The sequence below is a fragment of the Pseudorhodoferax soli genome (assembly GCF_003337555.1).
Lineage (GTDB): Bacteria > Pseudomonadota > Gammaproteobacteria > Burkholderiales > Burkholderiaceae_C > Pseudorhodoferax > Pseudorhodoferax soli.
Genome location: NZ_QPJK01000016.1, coordinates 42186 through 56414 on the forward strand (window position 1 = coordinate 42186; position 14229 = coordinate 56414).

The 14229-nt window shown below is 68.1% G+C and carries 16 protein-coding genes; 10 read left to right on the top strand and 6 right to left on the bottom strand.

The genetic code is table 11. From position 1 onward, the window contains the following. Positions 1-74 precede the first annotated feature (74 nt). The 5 genes from DES41_RS35600 to DES41_RS35620 are packed head-to-tail and all read left to right on the top strand — an operon-like array spanning position 75 to position 5248. A complete protein-coding gene (locus tag DES41_RS35600; RefSeq protein ID WP_114472422.1) occupies positions 75-1043 on the top strand; it encodes a Bug family tripartite tricarboxylate transporter substrate binding protein in 969 nt (322 codons plus the stop codon). Next, on the top strand, positions 1040-2275 hold the full coding sequence (locus DES41_RS35605) for a CaiB/BaiF CoA transferase family protein (RefSeq protein WP_114472423.1): 1236 nt from the start codon (positions 1040-1042) through the stop codon (positions 2273-2275). Before DES41_RS35600 ends, DES41_RS35605 begins: the two co-directional genes overlap by 4 nt. Beyond that, entirely contained in the window at positions 2272-3429 is a 1158-nt protein-coding gene (locus DES41_RS35610; protein WP_114472424.1) for an acyl-CoA dehydrogenase family protein, read from the top strand. The genes DES41_RS35605 and DES41_RS35610 overlap by 4 nt, the downstream gene beginning before the upstream one ends. A 16-nt stretch (positions 3430-3445) precedes the next feature. Then, positions 3446-4444 carry an acyl-CoA dehydrogenase family protein gene (locus tag DES41_RS35615; protein ID WP_114472425.1) on the top strand — a complete coding sequence of 333 codons (999 nt, stop codon included), beginning with the start codon at positions 3446-3448 and terminating at the stop codon, positions 4442-4444. A gap of 15 nt (positions 4445-4459) precedes the next feature. Then, on the top strand, positions 4460-5248 hold the full coding sequence (locus tag DES41_RS35620) for a crotonase/enoyl-CoA hydratase family protein (protein WP_114472426.1): 789 nt from the start codon (positions 4460-4462) through the stop codon (positions 5246-5248). Here the strand turns inward: DES41_RS35620 and DES41_RS35625 are convergent, their stop codons facing one another. From DES41_RS35625 to cysS, 5 genes are read right to left on the bottom strand one after another with little or no spacing between them, the layout of a single operon-like run. Then, positions 5249-5785: a methylated-DNA--[protein]-cysteine S-methyltransferase gene (locus DES41_RS35625; protein WP_245966032.1), complete on the bottom strand. Its 537-nt coding sequence runs from the start codon at positions 5783-5785 to the stop codon at positions 5249-5251. A gap of 24 nt (positions 5786-5809) precedes the next feature. Continuing rightward, entirely contained in the window at positions 5810-6469 is a 660-nt protein-coding gene (locus tag DES41_RS35630) for a histidine phosphatase family protein (protein ID WP_114472427.1), read from the bottom strand. Between the two features lie 8 nt (positions 6470-6477). Further along, positions 6478-7452 carry an acetyl-CoA carboxylase carboxyltransferase subunit alpha gene (locus DES41_RS35635; RefSeq protein WP_114472428.1) on the bottom strand — a complete coding sequence of 325 codons (975 nt, stop codon included), beginning with the start codon at positions 7450-7452 and terminating at the stop codon, positions 6478-6480. A gap of 20 nt (positions 7453-7472) precedes the next feature. Further along, positions 7473-8138, bottom strand: coding sequence for a DNA-3-methyladenine glycosylase family protein (locus tag DES41_RS35640; RefSeq protein WP_170168396.1), 666 nt, complete (start codon positions 8136-8138; stop codon positions 7473-7475). A gap of 45 nt (positions 8139-8183) precedes the next feature. After that, the gene (gene cysS / locus DES41_RS35645; protein ID WP_114472430.1) at positions 8184-9587 is read right to left on the bottom strand and encodes a cysteine--tRNA ligase; all 1404 of its coding nucleotides are present in this window, start codon (positions 9585-9587) and stop codon (positions 8184-8186) included. A gap of 184 nt (positions 9588-9771) precedes the next feature. Between cysS and DES41_RS35650 the strand changes: the two genes are divergently transcribed. The 5 genes from DES41_RS35650 to DES41_RS35670 all read left to right on the top strand — a co-directional run bounded on the left by DES41_RS35650 (position 9772) and on the right by DES41_RS35670 (position 13158). Then, a complete protein-coding gene (locus DES41_RS35650) occupies positions 9772-10347 on the top strand; it encodes a tetratricopeptide repeat protein (RefSeq protein ID WP_114472431.1) in 576 nt (191 codons plus the stop codon). 70 nt (positions 10348-10417) lie between these two features. Further along, positions 10418-11008 carry a peptidylprolyl isomerase gene (locus DES41_RS35655; protein ID WP_114472432.1) on the top strand — a complete coding sequence of 197 codons (591 nt, stop codon included), beginning with the start codon at positions 10418-10420 and terminating at the stop codon, positions 11006-11008. Position 11009: 1 nt separating this feature from the next. Further along, positions 11010-11516: a peptidylprolyl isomerase gene (locus tag DES41_RS35660; protein WP_114472433.1), complete on the top strand. Its 507-nt coding sequence runs from the start codon at positions 11010-11012 to the stop codon at positions 11514-11516. After that, positions 11516-12328 carry a UDP-2,3-diacylglucosamine diphosphatase gene (locus DES41_RS35665; protein ID WP_114472434.1) on the top strand — a complete coding sequence of 271 codons (813 nt, stop codon included), beginning with the start codon at positions 11516-11518 and terminating at the stop codon, positions 12326-12328. Before DES41_RS35660 ends, DES41_RS35665 begins: the two co-directional genes overlap by 1 nt. Then, positions 12325-13158, top strand: a complete 834-nt coding sequence (locus tag DES41_RS35670; RefSeq protein WP_114472435.1) for a M90 family metallopeptidase — start codon at positions 12325-12327, stop codon at positions 13156-13158. The genes DES41_RS35665 and DES41_RS35670 overlap by 4 nt, the downstream gene beginning before the upstream one ends. Here DES41_RS35670 and DES41_RS35675 read toward each other — a convergent pair whose 3' ends face one another. Continuing rightward, positions 13159-14058, bottom strand: coding sequence for a LysR family transcriptional regulator (locus DES41_RS35675; RefSeq protein WP_114472436.1), 900 nt, complete (start codon positions 14056-14058; stop codon positions 13159-13161). Between the last annotated feature and the right edge of the window lie 171 nt (positions 14059-14229).

The window sequence follows — 14229 nt, forward strand, 5'->3', positions numbered from 1 at the left end:
GCGCAAATCGGTATTGGACGACCTATCGACGCGGCGGTAAGGTCGGCTCCATCAACAACGATGGAGACACGCGCATGCTGCACCGCCGCGCCCTGCTGGCCCTGGCCGCCGCGTCCTCCCTGGCCGGCGCCCTGCCGGCCCAGGCCCAGGACTTCCCGCACAAGCCGATCAAGTTCGTCGTGCCCTTCCCACCGGGCAGCGGCACCGACACCTCGGCCCGCTACTTCGGCAAGAAGCTCTCGGAGCTGACCGGCCAGCCGGTGGTGGTCGAGAACAAGGCCGGTGCCAACGGCTTCCTCGCGGTGCAGGCCGTGCTGGCCGCGCCGGCCGATGGCTACACCGTGTTCGTCGGCAGCAACTCGACGCTGGCCGTCAACGTGGCGCTGTTCAAGTCGCTGCCCTACGACCCCGTGGTCGATTTCGCGCCGCTCACCATGATGATGCGTTCGCCGGCGTTGCTGATCGTGCCGGGCAACTCCCCTCACAAGACGCTGCCCGAACTGATCGCCGCGGCCAAGGCCAAGCCGACCGCGCTGAACTGCGGCGCCGGCTCCGCGGGCTACCAGCTCATGGCCGAACTGTTCAACGACGCGGCCAAGGTGCAGCTCACGCACGTGCCCTTCAAGGGCGCGAACGAGGCCGTGGCCGCGGTGGCGGCCGGCACGGTGGAGATGGCCTTCGCCGAGATGACGAGCGCGCAGGAGATGGTCAAGGGCGGACGCATCCGCGCGCTGGCCGTGGCATCGGACAAGCGCACGGTCGCGCTGCCCGAGGTCACGACCGCGGCCGAGGCCGGCCTGCCCGGCTTCACGGCCTACACCTGGGTCGGCGCCATGGTCTCGGCCAAGACGCCGAAGGCCGAGGCCGACAAGCTGGCCGCGCTGCTGACGCAGATCGAACGTCTGCCCGAGACGCGCGCCTTCTACGAGCGCATCGGCGCCGAGGTCATGCAAGGCGGCCCGCAGGAGATGCGCGCCTTCCAGGCCGAGGAGATCCGGCTGTGGAAGCGCATTGCCACGCAGGCCAAGGTGGAGCTGCAATGACGGCACCCGAGGGCGCCTTGAGCGGCATCCGCGTGCTGGACCTTTCGCGCGTGCTGGCCGGCCCCTGGGCCGCGCAGCTGCTCGGCGACCTGGGCGCAGAAGTCATCAAGGTCGAACGCCCCGGCGCTGGCGACGACACGCGCACCTGGGGACCGCCCTTCGTGCGCGACGGCGCGGGCGAGCCGACCACGGACGCCGCCTACTACCTCTGCACCAACCGCAACAAGCGCTCGATCACGGTGGACATGCAGACGCCCGAAGGCCAGCGCTTGCTGCAGGAACTGGCGCGCCAGAGCGACGTGGTGGTGGAGAACTTCAGGACGGGCAGCCTGGCGCAATACGGGCTGGACTACGCCACGCTGTCCGCGCTGAACCCGCGTTTGGTCTACTGCTCGATCACGGGCTTTGGCCAGACCGGACCCTACGCGCAGCGCGCGGGCTACGACTTCCTGATCCAGGGCATGGGCGGTCTCATGAGCATCACGGGCCAGCCCGATGGCGCGCCCGGCGCCGGGCCCATGAAGGTGGGCGTGGCGCTGACCGACATCCTGACCGGCCTGTACGCGGCCAACGCGATCCAGGCCGCACTGCATGCCCGCGCGCGCACCGGCCGCGGCCAGTACATCGACCTGGCTTTGCTCGACGTGGGCGTGGCCTGCCTGGGCAACCAGGCCATGAACTACCTGCACAGCGGCACAGCGCCGCAGCGCATGGGCAACGCCCACCCCAACACAGTGCCCTACCAGGACTTTCCGACGGCCGACGGCCACATGATCCTGGCCACGGGCAACGACGGGCAGTACGCACGCTTTTGCGAGGCCGCGGGCCACCCCGAATGGGCGAGCGACCCGCGCTTCGCGCGCAACACCGGCCGGCTGCAGCACCGCGACGTGCTGATCCCCCTGCTGCGCTCGGCCACGGTGCAGCGCACCACCGCCGACTGGATCGCGCTGCTGGAGAAGGCCGGCGTGCCCTGCGGCCCGATCAACAGCATCGCCGACGTGTTCGCCGACCCGCAGGTGCGCGCACGCGGCCTGCAGATGGCGATGCCGCACGCGGGCGGCGCCGATGTGGCGCTGGTGGCCAACCCGATCCGCCTGTCGGACACCCCCGTGCAATACCGCGAGGCCCCGCCGCAGCTGGGTCAGCACACGCGCGCGGTGCTGCACGACATCCTGAAGATGAACGACGAGGACATCGATGCATTGCAAAGCAAAGGAGCACTCGGATGAGCGCGCTTGATTCACTCGCCCTGACCGCGATACCGCCCGAGGACGAGGCCCTGCGCGCACCCGTGCGCGCCTTCCTGGCCGAGGCCCTGAAAGACGTGCCCGCGCATGTGCGCGCCAAATCGTGGAGCGGCTACGACCCGGAATTCAGCCGCAAGCTCGGCGCCCAGGGCTGGCTCGGCATCACGCTGCCGCCGGCCTATGGCGGCGGCGGCCGCAGCGCGTTCGCGCGTTACGTGCTGGTCGAGGAGTTCCTGAACTGGGGCGCGCCCGTGGGCTCGCACTGGATCGCCGACCGCCAGAGCGCGCCGCTGATCCTGCGCTTCGGCACCGAGGCCCAGAAGCAGCGCTACGTGCCGCCGATCTGCCGCGGCGAGTCGTACTTCTGCATCGGCATGAGCGAGCCGGGCGCCGGCTCGGACCTGGCCAGCGTGCGCACCCGCGCCACGCCGAACGAGGCCGGCTGGCTGCTCAACGGCCAGAAGATCTGGACCACCAACGCCCACCACTGCAGCCACATGATCGCGCTGGTGCGCACCTCGGGCACCACCGAGGACCGGCAGAAGGGCCTGTCGCAGCTGATCGTCGACCTGAAGCTGCCGGGCGTGCGCGTGCGGCCCATCACCGACCAGTCAGGCGACGCGCACTTCTGCGAGGTGTTCTTCGACAACGTGCAGCTGGACCACGACGCGCTGGTCGGCGCCGAGGGCAAGGGCTGGGAGCAGGTCAACGCCGAGCTGGCCTTCGAGCGCAGCGGGCCGGAACGGCTGTTCTCCAGCATCGTGCTGTTCGACCAATGGGCCGCGTGGGCGCGCACGCCGGCAGGCCGCACGCCGCAGGCCGAACGCCTGGCCGGCCGCATCGTCTGCGCGCTGGCGCCGCTGCGTGCGATGTCGGTGGCCGTGACGGAGAAGCTCACGCGCGGCGAGAGCCCGCTGGTCGAGGCGGCGCTGGTGAAGGACCTGGGCACCGGCGTGGAGCAACTGGTTCCATCGGCCATCGCCGACGACCTGTTCTCGCGGGAGGGCGGCAGCGTGCCTTTGGAATTGCTGCACACGCTCGACTACGTGACCCAGGTCGCGCCCTCGTTCTCGCTGCGTGGCGGCACGCGCGAGATCTTGCGCGGCATGATCGCGCGCGGCCTGGGCCTGCGCTGAAAAAGGACCAGACACCATGGACGATCTGTTTTCCGACGCGGTCGCGCAACTGCTGCGCGACCTTTCCACCCCCGACGCCGTGCGCGCCATCGAGGCCGGCGGCGAGCACCGCACGCTCTGGCAGGCCATCGAGGACGCCGGCTTTGCCGACGCGCTCGTGCCCGAGGCCCAGGGCGGCGCGGGCCTCGCGCTGCACGAGGTCTTCGGCGTGCTGAGCCTGTGCGGCACGCATGCCGTGCCCGTGCCGCTCGGCGAGACCGTGCTCGCGCGGGGCTGGCTGGCGCGCGCTGGCGTGGCCGTGCCGAAAGGCAGCACCGTGTTCGCCGAGGCCGAAGCCACGACGGACGCGGTCATCTGCCCGCTCGTGCGCACGGGCCGTGTGGCCGACCAGGTGCTGGTCGCGCGCGGGGGCACGCTGCGCTTGCTGCCCGCCGCCACGGCACAGGCCACGCCGGCCGGCTTCGTGCTCGACGTGGCGCTGCGCTGGACGGCGCAGGCCTGGGAGGCCGGCACGCCAGTGACTGGCGATGCGCAGGAACTGCGCTTGCTGCAGGCCGCCCTGTACGCAGCCCAGTTGGCCGGTGCGCTGCGCGCGGCCTTCGACCGCACCCTGGCCTATGCCAACGAGCGTCAGCAGTTCGGCCGGCCGATCGGCAAGTTCCAGGCGATCCAGCACCAGTTGGCCCAGATGGCGGAGCACGTCTTCGCCGCGCGCACCGCTGCGCAACTCGGCTGCCGCGCCGAGGGCCTCGTGCCGCAGGCGCTGCAGGTGGCCATCGCCAAGGCCCGCACCAGCGAGGCCGCGCTCGAAGTGGCCGGCATGGCCCACGCCATCCACGGCGCCATCGGGTTCACAGCCGAGTTCGACCTGCAGATCTTCACGCGCCGGCTGCACGCCTGGCGCCAGGCTGCGGGCAGCGAGTCGTACTGGCACGGCGTGGCCGGCCGTCACCACCTGGACAGCGGCAACGCCCTGGTGCTCGATACGATCCGCGCCGCCACCACCGTCCACTGAACCGCGAGAACACCCATGAGCTTTCTGACCACCGAGCGCGATGGCGCCATCCTCACCCTGACCATGAACCAGCCGGAGACGCGCAACGCGCTGACCGGCAACACGGCTGTCGACGAGTTCGTACAGGCTTGCGAAGCGATCCGCCGGGACACCTCGGTGCGCGCCGTGATCATCACGGGCACTGGCCCCGTGTTCAGCTCGGGCGGCAACGTCAAGGACATGCAGCGCTTCTTTGGCGACACCTTGTCGCCCGAGGTGATCCGCGAGGAGTACCGCAACGGCATCCAGCGCATTCCCAAGGCGCTCTACAACCTGGACGTGCCCACGATCTGTGCCATCAACGGCCCGGCCATCGGCGCCGGGCTGGACCTGACCTGCATGTGCGACATCCGCATCGCCTCGGAGAACGCCACCTTCGCCGAGAGCTTCGTGAAGGTCGGCATCGTGCCCGGCGATGGCGGCGCCTGGCTGCTGCCGCGCGCAGTCGGCATGTCCAAGGCCGCCGAGATGGCGTTCACGGGCGAGGCGCTCAATGCGCAGCAGGCGCTGGCCTGCGGCCTGGTGTCGCGCGTGGTGCCCGCCGAGGCGCTGATGGCCGAGGCGCGCACGCTGGCGGCCAAGATCGCAGTGAATCCGGGCGGCGTGCTGCGCATGACCAAGCGGTTGCTGCGCGAAGGCCAGAACAGCACGCTGGAATCGCTGCTGGAGATGTCTGCCGGCTACCAGGCCATCGCGCACAAGACGGCCGACCACGAGGAAGCCGTGCGCGCCTTCATGGAAAAGCGCGCGCCCAAGTTCAGCTGATCAGTCGAACAGGCCGGGCGCGCCGAACGCGGCGTGCTCGGCCAGCAGCATGCGCAGCTTGGTGTCCACGCCGCCGGGCGCCGAGAAGCCGCCCGAGCGCGCGCCCGCCGCCAGGATGCGGTGGCATGGCACGATGGGCGCGAAGGGGTTGAGGCCCAGCGCCTGGCCGACCGCACGCGCGGCGCCGGGGTCGCCGATGTCGGCCGCCAGTTCGCCGTAGGTGATGGTGCGGCCCGGCGGAATGGCCCGGGCACGCGCGTAGACGCGCTGGTGGAAGAGCGCGATGCCGTGCATGTCGAGAGCCACGTCCAGCAGGCCATCGTGCGCGCCTTCGAGCAGGGCGATGGTGCGGTCGGCCGCGCGGCGCACGGCGTCGGGCGGCGTGGCGATCTGTGCGCCGGGCAGGCGCTGCTGCAGCCGGGCCAGCAGCCGCGCATCGCTGTGGTCGGGCAATTGCACCGACGCGATGCCGCGCACGGACCAACCCATGCCACAGCGGCCGATGGACGTGTCGAACAGGTACAGGCCGGTGGTCACGTCGCCATGGCCTGGCGCACAGGCTCAGGCGAGGTTCGGCGCGGCGTCTGCCACGGCGGCAGTGCCGAGCCGGGTGACGGTCCAGCCCGCGCCTGCACGGTCGAAGCGCAGCGGCGTGGCGTTTGAAAGCAGTGCCGCATCGAGCACGACGCCCAGCGCGCTGGCCAGCACATGCAGGGTGCCGCCATGGGCGACGACCACGACGGGCGCCGGATGCGCCACGGCGTCGCCCAGCGCGGCCAGGGTGCGCTCCACGAACTGGTCGAGCGTCTCGCCGCCCTCGGGCGCACAGTCCCAATCGATGTTGGCCGACGACGAGCCGATCAGCGCGCCGAAGTGGCGCTCGCGCAGGCCGGCGTGCAGACGCTCTTCGCGGGCCAGCCGGCGCGCGACGGTGCGGGCGGTGGTCAGCGCGCGCGGTGCATCGCTGCAGACGATGTGCACGCCCTCCTCATGGCCCGCCAGTTCTTCGGCCAGCAAGGCAGCAGCCTGCTCGGCCTGGGCCAGGCCGGTCTCATTCAACGGTTCGTCGATGCTCTGGAAGATGCGCAGCGCGTTGCGCGCGGTCTGCCCGTGGCGCAGGAAGTAGAAGCGCTGCAAGCCCTCGGGCAGCTTGCAGCCTGCGGCGCACAGCACCGGCAGGCGCTCCAGGCCACGGCTCACGTGGAGCGGTGCAGTTGCCATGGCGCGGCCTACTTCTCGGCCTTGGTGTCGTTGAAGCGGCCGTAGCTCTGCAGCCGCTCATAACGCCGATCGGTCAGTTCCTTGACCTTGAGGTCGCTGACCTGGCGGAACGCGTCGTTGAGGCCGCGCTTGAGGAAGGCGGCCATCTGCTTGTGGTCGCGGTGCGCGCCGCCCACCGGCTCGTTGACGATCTTGTCGATCAGGCCCAAGGCCTTGAGCCGGTGCGCGGTGATGCCCAGTGCATCTGCAGCGTCCTGCGCGCGGTCGGAGGTCTTCCAGAGGATGGAAGCGCAGCCTTCGGGGCTGATCACCGAGTAGATCGAGTACTGCAGCATCAGCACCTGGTCGGCCACGGCGATGGCCAGCGCACCGCCGGAGCCGCCCTCGCCGATGATGGTGGTGATGATGGGCACCTCGAGCTGCGCCATCTCGAAGATGTTGCGGCCGATGGCTTCGGACTGGCCGCGCTCTTCGGCGTCGATGCCGGGGTAGGCGCCCGGCGTGTCGACGAAGGTGAACACCGGCAGCTTGAACTTTTCGGCCGTCTTCATGAGCCGCAGCGCCTTGCGGTAGCCCTCGGGCTTGGTCATGCCGAAGTTGCGCAGCGCACGTTCCTTGGTGTCGCGGCCCTTCTGGTGGCCCAGCACCATGCAGGCATGGCCGTTGAAGCGCGCCAGGCCGCCGACGATGGACAGGTCGTCGGAGAAATGCCGGTCGCCGTGCATCTCGACGAAGTCGGTGAAGATCTCGTTCACGTAGTCGAGCGTGTAAGGCCGCTCGGCATGGCGCGCGATCTTGGTGATCTGCCACGGCGACAGCACGCCGTAGATGTCCTTGGTCAGCTGCAGGCTCTTCTTGCCGAGCTGGTCGATCTCGGCCGAGATGTCGACCGCGGATTCGGTCTGCACATAGCGCAACTCTTCGATCTTGGATTCGAGGTCCGCAATGGGCTGTTCGAAATCGAGGAAGGTTCTTTTGGGCAAAGCCGCTCCTTCAGTGTTCTTCAGTACCCGACCGGCAGCGGGTCGAGCGATCGCCAAATATACCAAGTGGCCACGCTGGCAAAGGGGGCCCAGGCGGCCGCCACTTCACGCAGATCGCTGCGGCTCACCGGGTCTCCGGAAAAGTAGTTCTGGCTCACGCCGTTGATGAGCCCGATGTCGTCCAGCGGCAGCACGTTGGGCCGCATGAGGTGGAAGATCAGGAACATCTCGGCGGTCCAGCGGCCGATGCCGCGGATCGCGACGAGCTCGGCGATGATGGCTTCGTCCTCCATCGCGTGCCAGTCGCGCACGTGCAGCGCACCGGATTCGAAGTGCAGCGCCAGGTCGACCAGGTACTCCACCTTGCGCGCCGACAGGCCGGCCGCACGCATGTCGTCGACCTTGAGCTTGAGCACGCTGGCCGGCGTCAACTCGCTGGGCAGCAGTGCGAAGCGGTCCCACACGGTCTGCGCAGCCTTGACCGAGATCTGCTGGCCGATGATGCTGCGCGCCAGCGTGATGAAGGCGTCGCCGCGCGTCTCCAGGCAGGCGTCGCCGAACTGCGGGATCAGCCGCTTCATGACGCGGTCCTTGCGCACCAGGTGGCGGCAGGCGTCCTGCCAGTACTCCGGCGTGTAGACCTGAACCACGGGCATGTCGGCCATCTTGCGTGCCCTAGCCGCCATGGGCCATCCTCGCCGCGCCAGCGCGCGGCGCCTGGGGAGCCTGTATCACTGCGCGGCCTCCCAGGTGGTACCGGTCGGGCTGTCCTTCAGCACCACGCCCTGCGCCAGCAGGCTCTTGCGGATGCGGTCGGCTTCGGCGAAGTCCTTGGCAGCCTTGGCGGCTGCGCGTGCGGTGATGGCTGCGGCGATGGCGTCGGGCGACAGGCCCGCGGCCGCGTCGGAGGAAGCCTCCGCGGCGCGCCATTGCTTGAACGCCACGGGGTCGCCCTGCAGCAGGCCCAGCGTGCCAGCCAATGCCTTGAGCAGCCCGGCGGTCTCGACCGAGCGCGTGCGGTTGACCTCGGCTGCAAGGTCGAACAGCACGGCCACGGCCTCGGGTGTGCCGAAGTCCTCGTCCATCGCGGCCTTGAAGCGGGCGGCTTGCGGCTGGGCCCAGTCGATCGCCACAGTCGCAGGCGCCACAGACTCGAGCGCCGTGTACAGGCGGCGCAGCGCACTGCGGGCGTCGTCCAGATGGGCATCGCTGTAGTTCAGCGGGCTGCGGTAGTGCGTGCGCACCATGAAGAAGCGCAGCGTCTCGGCGTCGTACTTCTTGAGCACCTCGCGGATGGTGAAGAAGTTTCCGAGGCTCTTGGACATCTTCTCGTTGTCCACGCGCACGAAGCCGTTGTGCACCCAGAAACGCGCCAGCAGCTTGCCGCTCGCGCCCTCGCTCTGGGCGATCTCGTTCTCGTGGTGGGGGAACTGCAGGTCGGCACCGCCGCCATGCAGGTCGAAGCTCTCACCGAGCAACGCGCAGCTCATGGCCGAGCATTCGATGTGCCAGCCAGGCCGGCCCCGGCCGAACGGGCCGTCCCACTGCGCATCGGCCGGCTCCTCGGGCTTGGCGGCCTTCCACAGCACGAAGTCGAGCGGGTCGTCCTTGCCATCGAGCACGGCCACGCGCTCGCCGGCCCGCAACTCGTCCAACGACTTGCCCGACAGCTTGCCGTAGCCGGGGAACTTGCGCACCGCAAAGTTCACGTCGCCGCTGCTGGCACGGTACGCCAGGGCCTTGCCCTCCAGCGTCTCGATCAGGCTCAGCATCTGCGGCACGTATTCGGTGGCACGCGGCTCGTGCGTGGGCGGCTCGATGCCCAGCGCGCCGATGTCCTGGTGCATGGCCGCCGTCATCTCGTCGGTCAACGCGCGGATGGTGATGCCGCGCTCGACGGCGCGGCGGATGATCTTGTCGTCGATGTCGGTGATGTTGCGCACATACGTCACGCGCAGGCCGCTGCACTTGAGCCAGCGCTGCACCACGTCGAACGCCATCATCATGCGGGCATGGCCCACATGGCACAGGTCGTAGATCGTCATGCCGCAGACGTACATGCGGACATGGCCGGGCTCGATCGGCGAAAAAACGTCCAAAGCACGCGTCAGCGTGTTGTAGATGCGCAAACTCATGGAATCCGGGGAAAACACAGGACTGCTCGAAGACATCCTGGGGGTCGACCGGGCCGTCAAGGCCCGCTTTCACGAGGGTGGCTGCACTGGCGCTGCGCCTGGCCGCACACCCCCCTCGGCTAGAATCGCCGGCATTCTATAGCCGCGTGCGCAGGCTGTCTTTACGTATTCCGCAAGAGGTTCTATGAAGCAAGCGCTGTCCCGCATCCTGCCCCGTACGCGCATGTTGGTGGCACGCGTGCTGGTGCTCGCCGGTGCGGCGTGCGCCGGCCAGGCCGCCATCGCGCAGGCCGATCCCTACGCCGAAGTGGGCCAACTCGTGCGCACCGGCAAGCTGGCCGAGGCCAGCACCAAGGTCGAGCAGTACCTGGCCGGCAAGCCGCGCGATCCTCAGATGCGCTTCCTCAAAAGCGTGGTGCAGACCGAGCAGGGCAAGCCCGACGAAGCGGTCGAGACGCTCACGCAGATCACGCAGGAATTCCCGGAGCTGCCCGAGCCGTACAACAACCTCGCCGTGCTCTACGCAGGCCAGAACCAGTACGACAAGGCGCGCACGGCGCTGGAGATGGCGATCCGCCTGAACCCGAACTACGCCACCGCGCACGAGAACCTGGGGGATGTCTACGCCAAGCTGGCCAGCCAGTCCTATGGCCGCTCTTTGCAACTGCAGGCCAACAACCCGCAGGCCACGCAGAAGGTCGCGGCACTTGCCACGATGCTGGCACCCCAGGCCGCCAAGCCGCGCGCGCCCAGCAAGTAAGTTCGTGCTCCGCCGCGCCGGGCCGCAAGGCTGCAGCGCGCATTGTTTTGTCCAACCACCTAGTCGCTCCATGACCGCTCGCCTGTTTCCGTTGTCGCGCCGCGCCCTCGTGTTGGCCGCCGGCCTTGCCCTCGCCCCGCTGACCCAGGCCGCCGATGCACCGCGCGTGCTGTTCAAGACCAGCGTGGGCAGCTTCACGGTCGAGGTCTACCCTGACAAAGCGCCCAAGACGGTGGAGAACTTCCTGCAGTACGTGCGCGAGAAGCACTACGACGGCACCATCTTCCACCGCGTGATTCCCAACTTCATGGCCCAGGGCGGCGGCTACGACCAGAACTACAAGGAAAAGCCGACGCGCGCGCCCGTCACCAATGAAGCCAGCAATGGCCTGAAGAACGACACCTACACCATCGCGATGGCGCGCACGGGCGAGCCGCATTCGGCCACCTCGCAGTTCTTCATCAACGTCAACGACAACGCCTTCCTGAACCACACCGCCCCCACGCCGCGGGGCTGGGGTTACACGGTGTTCGGCAAGGTCGTCGCCGGCATGGACGTGGTACAAAAGATCAAGGCCGTGCCGACCGGCCCGGGCGGCCCCTTCCCGACGGATGTGCCGCAAACGCCCATCCTCATCCAATCCGCAACACTGGTGAAATGACATGAGCCAACCCCAAGTCGAACTGCACATTGCCAACTACGGCGTCATCACGCTGGAACTGGACGCCGAGAAGGCGCCCAAGTCGGCAGAGAACTTCCTGGCCTATGTGAAGAAGGGCCACTACGACAACACCATCTTCCACCGCGTGATCCCGGGCTTCATGGTCCAGGGCGGTGGCTTCGAACCGGGCATGAAGCAGAAGAGTTCCGACGCGCCGATCAACAACGAGGCCAACAACGGCCTGAAGAACGACAAGTACACGGTCGCAATGGCTCGTACCAACGACCCGCACTCGGCCACGGCCCAGTTCTTCATCAACGTGGTCGACAACGCATTTCTGAACCACACCGCGCCCTCGGCCCAGGGTTGGGGCTATGCCGTGTTCGGCAAGGTCGTCGGCGGCACCGAGATCGTCGACAAGCTCAAGGCGGTGAAGACGGGCCGCAAGGGTTTCCACGACGACGTGCCCGTCGAAGACCTGGTCATCGAAAAGGCAGTCGCACTCTGATGCAGCCGCAGCCGGCCCTGCCGACGTTCGCCGAGCTCGTCGCGCCGGGCGACTGGCGCAGCATCGAACTGCTGTCCGATGTGCATTTGCGTCCTGAGGAGCCGGCCACGTTCGCCGCCTGGCAGCAGGCCATCACGCAGAGCCGAGCCGATGCGCTGTTCATGCTCGGTGATCTGTTCGAGGTTTGGGTCGGCGACGACGCACTGGACCCGGCCATGGGCGACGACAGCCCGCTCGGGCAGTTCGAACGCCAGTGCGCCGAAGTGATTCGGTCCGTGTCGGCGCAGCGGCCCGTGTACTTCATGCACGGCAACCGCGATTTCCTGTTCGGCCCCGCGGGGCTGGCCGCCACCGGCATGCAGTTGCTGCAGGACCCCACGGTGCTGGTTTTCGGTGGCCGCCGGTGGCTGCTGAGCCATGGCGACGCGCTGTGCCTGGACGACGTGGCCTACCAGCAGTTCCGCCTGCAGGTGCAGAACCCGGCCTGGCAGAAGGCCTCGCTGCAGCATCCGCTGGCCATGCGCCGGCAGATGGCGCGGCAGATCCGCCAGGCCAGCGAGCAGCGCAAGGACCAGGGGCTGGGCTATGCCGACGTCGATACCGGCGCGGCCCGTGCCTGGCTGCACGCCGCGCAGAGCGGCACACTCATCCACGGCCACACCCACATGCCGGCCGACCACGATCTCGGCGAAGGCCTTCAGCGCATCGTGATGAGCGACTGGGAAGCCACCGCCCGACCGCCGCGGCTGGAGTTGCTGCGGCTGGCCATCGACGCCCCGCACCGGCGCATTGCCGTCACGCCCGCCGCATGAGCGGCGGCTGGGGCCGACTGCTGCGCTGGTGGCAGCGCGCACCACGGGCCATCCCCGATCCGCTGTGGCAAGCCGTGCTGGCCGACTACGGCTTTCTGCAAACCCTCTCCCCCGACGAACAGCAAGGCTTGCGCGCCCTCTGCACCGAATTCCTTGCGGAGAAGGAATTCCACGGCGCTGGCGGCTTGCAGGTCACGGATCCCATGGCGATCGCCATCGCGGCGCAGGCCTGCCTGCCCTTGCTGCACCTCACCGCCCGCCCGGATGGAGGCACGCCTGGCCGCGGCTCCGTGCTGCGCTGGTACGCCGACTTCGTCGGCATCGTGGTACAGCCAGGCGAAGTCGTTGCGCGCCGAGAGTCTATCGACGAGACCGGCGTGGTTCATGCCTACGATGAAGTGCTGGCCGGCGAGGCCATGGAGCAGGGCCCGATCATGCTGAGCTGGCAAGCCGTGCGCGAGGCTGGCGACAGCGCGGACGCGGGCTACAACGTGGTCATCCACGAGTTCGCGCACAAGCTGGACATGGCCGACGGCGCGCCGGATGGTTGCCCGCCCTTGCCGCCTGGCTTCATGGGCGCGCGCAGCGCCACGCAGGCGCGACGGCAGTGGCTTGAGGTCTGGGAGGGAGCCTATGCGCAGTTCTGCGACCAGGTCGTGGTCGCGGAGCGCTTCGGCGGGGAGATGCCCTGGCTGGACAGCTATGGAAGCCAAAGCCTGGATGAATTCTTCGCGGTGGCTTGCGAGGCCTACTTCGTGAACCGTCCGCGCTTCAGCGCGGACTTCGCCAACTTGCTGCCGTTGCTCGACGCGTTCTTCCGTCCGGCTTGATCAACGGTCCCACAGGGGCGTGTTGCCCAGGCGCTGCGTCAGGAAATCGAGCAGCGTGCGCAGGCTCGCGGGCTGGTGGCGGCGCGAGATGTAGAACGCATAGATGCCGAGCTCGTCGGCATGCCAGTCGGGCAGCACGCTGACCAGTTCGCCGTCGCGCAGCATTGGCGCCACCACGTAATTCGGCAGCACGGCCAAGCCACCGCCGGCACGCACCGCCTCCACCAGGCTCATGGTGTCGTTGGCACTGAAGCTGCCCGAGACCTGCACCAGGCATTCCTCACCCTGGCGCGAAAAGCTCCATTGGCTCTTTTCCACGCGCGAATGGGACAGGCAATTGTGCTGGGTGAGATCGTCTGGCGTCTTGGGCGCATCGTTCTTTTCCAGATAGACCGGCGTGCAGCAGAGCACGGCGCGGCAGGTGCTCAACTTCTTGGCGATCAGTGCGGGATCCAACTCGTTGGTCATGCGGATCGCCAGGTCGATGCGCTCATCGACAAGATTGAGCGGCTGGTCGCTGAGCACCAGATCGATCTTGGTGCGCGGGTACCGGGCCAGATAGTCGACCAGGATGGCGGACAGGTACGCTTGGCCGAATGCAGGACTGCACTGCACGCGGATCTGGCCGTGCGGCTCGGTGTCGCGCTGGCCGACCACCTGCTCCACATCGTTGACAAGTTCGAGCAACTGGCGGCTACGCACCACGCAGGCTTCGCCAGCCTCTGTCAGCGACAGCCGGCGCGTGGAGCGCTGCAACAGGCGCGCGCCCAGCCAGCGCTCCAGTTCACCGATATGCCGGGTCACCATGGCCCGGGACATGCCCAAGGTGTTGGCGGCCGCCGTGAAGCTGCCACGCGTCACCACTTCACTGAACACACGCATCGCGGAAATTCGGTCCATCGCACACCTGTAGGAAACAACTTGCTCGGCTCAGCTCGGAAAACCCGATTCGGCACTAGAGTGAGCAAATCTTAAGGGGGCAAGCTGTAACGCAGTACACAACAAAATCACGTTTCCGGATGAATACACCTGGTTTTGTGACCAAACAAAAAGGTTTTGCCTTTTTTATGT

Excerpts from the sequence above, each read along its gene's own strand:
- DES41_RS35650 (WP_114472431.1), top strand. The coding sequence starts at position 9,772 with ATGAAGCAAGCGCTGTCCCGCATCCTGCCCCGTACGCGCATGTTGGTG.
- DES41_RS35640 (WP_170168396.1), bottom strand. The coding sequence starts at position 8,138 with ATGGCGGCTAGGGCACGCAAGATGGCCGACATGCCCGTGGTTCAGGTC.
- DES41_RS35615 (WP_114472425.1), top strand. The coding sequence starts at position 3,446 with ATGGACGATCTGTTTTCCGACGCGGTCGCGCAACTGCTGCGCGACCTT.
- DES41_RS35600 (WP_114472422.1), top strand. The coding sequence starts at position 75 with ATGCTGCACCGCCGCGCCCTGCTGGCCCTGGCCGCCGCGTCCTCCCTG.
- DES41_RS35665 (WP_114472434.1), top strand. The coding sequence starts at position 11,516 with ATGCAGCCGCAGCCGGCCCTGCCGACGTTCGCCGAGCTCGTCGCGCCG.
- DES41_RS35620 (WP_114472426.1), top strand. The coding sequence starts at position 4,460 with ATGAGCTTTCTGACCACCGAGCGCGATGGCGCCATCCTCACCCTGACC.
- DES41_RS35670 (WP_114472435.1), top strand. The coding sequence starts at position 12,325 with ATGAGCGGCGGCTGGGGCCGACTGCTGCGCTGGTGGCAGCGCGCACCA.
- DES41_RS35630 (WP_114472427.1), bottom strand. The coding sequence starts at position 6,469 with ATGGCAACTGCACCGCTCCACGTGAGCCGTGGCCTGGAGCGCCTGCCG.
- DES41_RS35655 (WP_114472432.1), top strand. The coding sequence starts at position 10,418 with ATGACCGCTCGCCTGTTTCCGTTGTCGCGCCGCGCCCTCGTGTTGGCC.
- DES41_RS35610 (WP_114472424.1), top strand. The coding sequence starts at position 2,272 with ATGAGCGCGCTTGATTCACTCGCCCTGACCGCGATACCGCCCGAGGAC.
- DES41_RS35605 (WP_114472423.1), top strand. The coding sequence starts at position 1,040 with ATGACGGCACCCGAGGGCGCCTTGAGCGGCATCCGCGTGCTGGACCTT.
- cysS (WP_114472430.1), bottom strand. The coding sequence starts at position 9,587 with ATGAGTTTGCGCATCTACAACACGCTGACGCGTGCTTTGGACGTTTTT.
- DES41_RS35675 (WP_114472436.1), bottom strand. The coding sequence starts at position 14,058 with ATGGACCGAATTTCCGCGATGCGTGTGTTCAGTGAAGTGGTGACGCGT.
- DES41_RS35660 (WP_114472433.1), top strand. The coding sequence starts at position 11,010 with ATGAGCCAACCCCAAGTCGAACTGCACATTGCCAACTACGGCGTCATC.